Here is a 5456-nt window from a genome sequence, read left to right on the forward strand (position 1 = left end):
GCTCTTGGCGATTTACCAGTAAATAGCGTATGATGGAATAGGAAGAAATGGGTGAAAAGGATGTGCTGGAATGAAATGGGTTTTATCGATTTTAATTAATAGTCTTGTCTTAATTGTGGTTTCTGGGCTTTTGAAAATACTCGCTCCGAACTCGTTTTATATAGAAAATATTCCGACGGCGATTGTAGCAAGCATTATTTTAGCTATTTTAAATGTGTTTGTTAAGCCGTTTTTAGTTTTGATTACATTGCCGATTACCGTGTTTACCTTTGGTTTCTTTTTAATTGTCATCAATGCGTTTACATTAAAAATTGTGGAGTACCTTCTTGGTAATGCGTTTCATATACAAGGATTTGGTACAGCAATTGTAGCGGCTATTTTTATTGCGTTATTTAATATGCTCATAGATAACACGGTGTTAAATCCACTTTCTAAGCGTAAATGAGACATCTCCTTTGTGTGAGATGTTTTTTCATTTGAAAAAGTGATACAATAACGCTACAGTAAAACTAACATACTTATTTTACATGGAGGTTTGGCATGCCAAAGGTTCGTACGAAGGATTTAATAGAGTATTTTCGTCTTGATCTTGTGAGCGGCGAGAAAGGGATTCATCGTTCGATTCAAACGAGTGACTTATCTCGTCCAGGTATTGAAATGGCTGGTTTTTTTACATATTATCCTGCTGATCGTGTACAATTGCTTGGTAAAACGGAAATTACGTTTTTTAATACATTAACCCCGCAGCAAAAGAAGGAAAGAATGGAAGCGTTATGTACAGATGAGACGCCGTGTATCATTGTAACAAGAGGACAAGAAGTTCCGCCTGAACTGCTTCTTGCTTCGCAGGAGTCGGGTGTTCCACTCCTTTGTTCGACGCAGAAAACAACGCGCTTATCTAGTCGATTAACAAACTATTTGGAAAGTAAATTAGCGCCTACCACTGCCGTTCACGGGGTACTTGTGGATATATACGGTGTTGGTGTGATGATTATGGGATCAAGCGGCGTTGGAAAAAGTGAAACGGCGCTCGAACTTGTAAAGCGTGGGCATCGTCTTGTAGCAGATGATAGTGTAGAAATTAGGCAAGAGGATGAAGATACATTAGTCGGAAGTTCACCGGAATTAATTGAACATCTCCTTGAAATTCGCGGTCTTGGTATCATTAATGTCATGACGTTATTTGGTGCCGGGGCGGTTCGAAATCATAAGCGTATTTCGCTTGCTATTCATCTTGAACTGTGGGATCAAAATAAAAACTATGACCGTCTGGGCCTTGATGAAGAGAAGATGAAAATTATTGATACAGAAATTACAAAAATAACGCTTCCTGTTCGCCCTGGTCGTAACTTAGCTGTTATTATTGAAGTGGCAGCCATGAATTTCCGTCTGAAACGTATGGGAGTAAATGCGGCGCAACAATTTTCAGAACGATTGATGAATGCCATTGAAACAGGAGATTAATAACAGAAAAGAATAGGAGTGGAGAATGTGCTTCTCGGAAATGTACCACATTTTGACCGTGTATTTATTCAGTTAGGTCCGTTGCCAATTTATTGGTATGGTGTTATTATCGGGTCAGGTATGCTGCTTGGCTTATGGCTTGCCATTCGGGAGTCACAGCGAAGAGGTCTACCAAAGGATATTTTCATTGATTTAGTTCTTATTGCCATTCCTATTGCAATTATTTGTGCACGCTTGTATTATGTGGCGTTTGAATGGGACTACTATGGTAGCAATCCTTCTCAAATTATTAATATTAGACAGGGCGGTCTAGCTATTCATGGAGGCTTAATTGGCGGTGTTCTTACGGCTGTAATCTTTGCCCGTCGACGTGGAGTATCTTTTTGGAAGCTTGCAGATATTGCCGCTCCAAGTATTTTACTAGGGCAAGCAATCGGTCGTTGGGGTAACTTTATGAACCAAGAGGCACATGGCGGTCCGGTTACACGCGCCTTTTTAGAAGGCTTGCATTTACCTACCTTTATTATTAATCAAATGTATATTGATGGTGTGTACTATCAGCCTACTTTTTTATATGAATCACTGTGGAACCTCGCGGGTGTTATTGTATTACTCCTTCTCAGAAAAGTGAATCTTCGCCGAGGGGAATTGTTCTTCACGTATTTGACTTGGTATTCCATCGGTCGGTTTTTTGTAGAGGGTCTTCGAACTGACAGTTTAATGTTAGGACCTTTACGTATTGCACAGGTAGTATCTATCGTACTTGTGGTAGCTTCTATTCTTGTCGTTTTCCTTCGTCGTAAGATGGGATATGCCGACAAACGATATATAGAAGAGTAAAGAAAACAGCGCCTCTCTAGGGCGCTGTGTGTTTCTATAGTTATGCTAAACTCCCTTATAAGGGAGTTTCGTCTGTATATAGGAAAGGTAAGGAGGGAAGGATTGTGAGACGTACGACACGTTACCCTGTTTCAGGTGCGAATTCACTTTGGCATGTGTATAAAACGGTGCCATTTTGGAAGGTTATGAGAAACTTTATTATCATTCAGCTTGCGCGTTATACACCGTTTTTAAGTATGAAAAACTGGTTGTATCGAACGTTTTTACATATGGAGGTTGGAAAGCAAACATCCTTTGCCCTTATGGTGATGCTAGACATTATGTTTCCAGAAAAAATTAAAGTTGGCCGCAATACGGTGATCGGATATAATACAACTTTGCTTGCCCACGAATATTTAATCACTGAATACCGTTTGGGTGACATTGTCATTGGGGATGAAGTGATGATTGGTGCAAATTGTACGATTTTGCCCGGTGTAGAAATTGGAAATGGCGCTATTGTTTCAGCAGGTACACTTGTTCATAAAGATGTGCCAGCCGGGTCCTTTGTTGGAGGAAATCCGATGCAACTTATATATACAAAAGAGGAAATGCAAACAAGAAATAATAAAGCTCTTCCTTTTTCATAATAGTAGTTATGAAGAAACATGCGGATGCATAAAATATATTGTTTTGTTTTTCTTACAATCGTTTATACTTAAGGTAGAATATGACAGAAATCAGTAGGTGGAGGACTTATGGGGACAAAACAACAGGTGGAAAAAGAGAAAGGACAAGTCATCGCGTTGCAGCAATCTGCCCAATTTTTGTATGAAAAAGGGATGAAGGCTTATCGACGACATAACTTACAAGAGGCAATTAAATATTTAAAACGTGCCGCACATACAGAAAAAAAACCGGTAATCCTTTGTCAGCTTGCGTCTGCATTATCAGAAGCTGGACAATATCATGAATCGAATCAGTTTTTAAATAATGTCCTCCGTATGGATTCATCTATGACGGAATGCTACTATTTTTTAGCAAATAACTATGCGTTTCTTGGACTGTTTCAACAGGCGAAAAAATATGCAGAGCGATATTTAGATGCCGAAGAAGAGGGTGAGTTTTCCGATGAAATTCTCGATTTGCTTGACATAATAGCAGATGAGGAAGACGAGGATGATGAATTCGAGGATGAAGACGAGCTTATATTATTACAGGAGCGTGCCAATCGGTTTATTCGTAACGGTCAGCTAGATGAAGCCATTTCTACTCTTGAAACGATGCTAGATGAATATCCAGATTTTTGGGCGGCTTACAACAATTTAGCCATTGCCCGTTTTCAGCTTGGAGAAATTGAAAAAGCAATGAAAATCGTGGATACGGTACTTGAGAAAAATCCAGGAAATATTCACGCACTTTGCAATGCCTTGATATTTTTATATAGTGTTGGGGAAGAAGAGCAGGTACAAAAGCTGGCAGGGCAGCTGGAAAATGTATTTCCAATCTTAATTGAACAACGTTTTAAGCTCGGAACCACACTGGCCACTATTGGAAAATTCGAATCTGCTTATAGATGGCTAAATCAGTTAAAGAGACAAGGATATGAAGGCGATTTTAGCTTCTATTATTGGCTTGCTTATTCAGCTTATATGTGTGATGACAAGAAAGTCGCTGAGAAAACATGGCAACGTGTCTTGGAAATGTATCCGGACAAGAAAGGGAAAGAACCATGGAATGCTGTCGATTTAGCCGATGGAAATCAAAGCGTTCTTCTTACGCAGCTAAAGCATTCTCTTTCTAGTGCAAAATGCTTGGAAGAAAAAATGCTGGCGCTCTATTTAATGAATGAATTACAAACGAATGAGAATGAACAAGTATTCTTTGAAACGATGCAATCCAAAGAGCAATCTGTTATTTCAGAATGGGCTCGTTACTTCTTTATTGTAAATAGTGAGAAAAGTATACCGCGTGATCTGCGAGTATTTGCGAAATGTGCGCAAATTGCAGATGTATTGTATGAATATACGAAAAAAGATGACACTTTAATTGAAGATTGCCTTCAGTTTTGGTTTCGGACGTTCGCTTCTCTTTATCAAACAAACGTATCATTTTCCAATACGTTTGGATGGTCAGCGGCTATTGAGTACTTGATTCGTAAAAATCAAAAACAAAAGATGACGCAAGCTGAACTGGGGCATATTTATAATGTAAGCATTTCAACGATTCGGAAGTATGTACAAATTCTAAATCAACAATAGGTTGTCCGTCTCATGGATCATTAGGCAAATTAGTAGAAAAAAACAAACCCTATCAGTATAATGAACCTATATTTGAAGAAGAACGCATGGCTAAAAAGGAGTGAAGAGTATGTCTGAAGAAAAAATTTATGATGTTGTGATAATTGGAGCTGGACCTGCCGGAATGACAGCAGCAATTTATACATCACGTGCTAATATTAGCACATTAATGATTGAACGCGGTATTCCAGGTGGTCAAATGGCAAACACGGAAGAAATTGAAAACTACCCTGGTTATGAAAGTATTCTAGGACCAGACTTATCAACAAAAATGTTTGATCATGCTAAGTATTTTGGTGCTGAATACGCGTATGGTGATGTAAAGGAAATCATCGACGGGAAAGAATACAAAACCATTCTTGCAGGTAAAAAAGAATTTAAAGCTCGTTCTATCATCATTGCAAGTGGCGCGGAATATAAAAAAATTGGTGTTCCAGGTGAAAAGGAATTAGGCGGACGAGGAGTTTCGTATTGTGCGGTTTGTGACGGTGCATTCTTTAAAGAAAAGGAACTCGTTGTAATTGGCGGCGGAGACTCTGCAGTAGAAGAAGGTGTGTACTTAACACGTTTTGCGAAGAAGGTTACGATTGTTCATCGTCGTGATAAACTTCGTGCGCAAAAGATTCTACAAGATCGTGCTTTTCAAAATGAAAAGATTTCGTTCGTTTGGAATCACACGGTAAAACAAATCAATGAAACAAACGGAAAAGTAGGTAGCTTAACATTAGTTGATGTCAATACAGGCGCAGAACAAGAATTTAAAGCAGACGGTGCCTTTATTTATGTAGGGATGCTACCACTTTCTAAACCATTTGAAGGGCTACAAATTACGAATGAAACAGGCTATATCGTAACAAACGAACGTATGGAAAC

The 5456-nt window shown here is 38.9% G+C and carries 6 protein-coding genes; all 6 read left to right on the forward strand.

Features of this window, described 5'->3' with window-relative positions; translation table 11 throughout:
* The first annotated feature begins 70 nt into the window (after window positions 1–70).
* On the forward strand, window positions 71–445 hold the full coding sequence (locus tag AC11ZT_RS03365; protein WP_484058252.1) for a phage holin family protein: 375 nt from the start codon (window positions 71–73) through the stop codon (window positions 443–445).
* A 95-nt stretch (window positions 446–540) separates the two neighbouring features.
* Window positions 541–1464, forward strand: a complete 924-nt coding sequence (gene hprK / locus AC11ZT_RS03370; protein WP_484058253.1) for an HPr(Ser) kinase/phosphatase — start codon at window positions 541–543, stop codon at window positions 1462–1464.
* A 27-nt stretch (window positions 1465–1491) separates the two neighbouring features.
* Window positions 1492–2304 carry a prolipoprotein diacylglyceryl transferase gene (gene lgt / locus AC11ZT_RS03375; RefSeq protein ID WP_484058254.1) on the forward strand — a complete coding sequence of 271 codons (813 nt, stop codon included), beginning with the start codon at window positions 1492–1494 and terminating at the stop codon, window positions 2302–2304.
* A 104-nt stretch (window positions 2305–2408) separates the two neighbouring features.
* Complete coding sequence (locus AC11ZT_RS03380) at window positions 2409–2933, forward strand: acyltransferase (protein WP_484058255.1); 525 nt, start codon at window positions 2409–2411, stop codon at window positions 2931–2933.
* Between the two features lie 108 nt (window positions 2934–3041).
* Window positions 3042–4544, forward strand: coding sequence for a tetratricopeptide repeat protein (locus tag AC11ZT_RS03385; protein ID WP_484058256.1), 1503 nt, complete (start codon window positions 3042–3044; stop codon window positions 4542–4544).
* A 109-nt stretch (window positions 4545–4653) separates the two neighbouring features.
* On the forward strand, window positions 4654–5456 hold an 803-nt coding region (locus tag AC11ZT_RS03390), incomplete at its 3' end, for an FAD-dependent oxidoreductase (RefSeq protein ID WP_484058257.1).

The organism is Ectobacillus sp., from assembly GCF_056992975.1.

Bases quoted from the DNA above. Each gene is read 5' to 3' on its own strand.
- AC11ZT_RS03365 (WP_484058252.1), top strand. From the start codon at position 71: ATGAAATGGGTTTTATCGATTTTAATTAATAGTCTTGTCTTAATTGTG.
- hprK (WP_484058253.1), top strand. From the start codon at position 541: ATGCCAAAGGTTCGTACGAAGGATTTAATAGAGTATTTTCGTCTTGAT.
- AC11ZT_RS03385 (WP_484058256.1), top strand. From the start codon at position 3,042: ATGGGGACAAAACAACAGGTGGAAAAAGAGAAAGGACAAGTCATCGCG.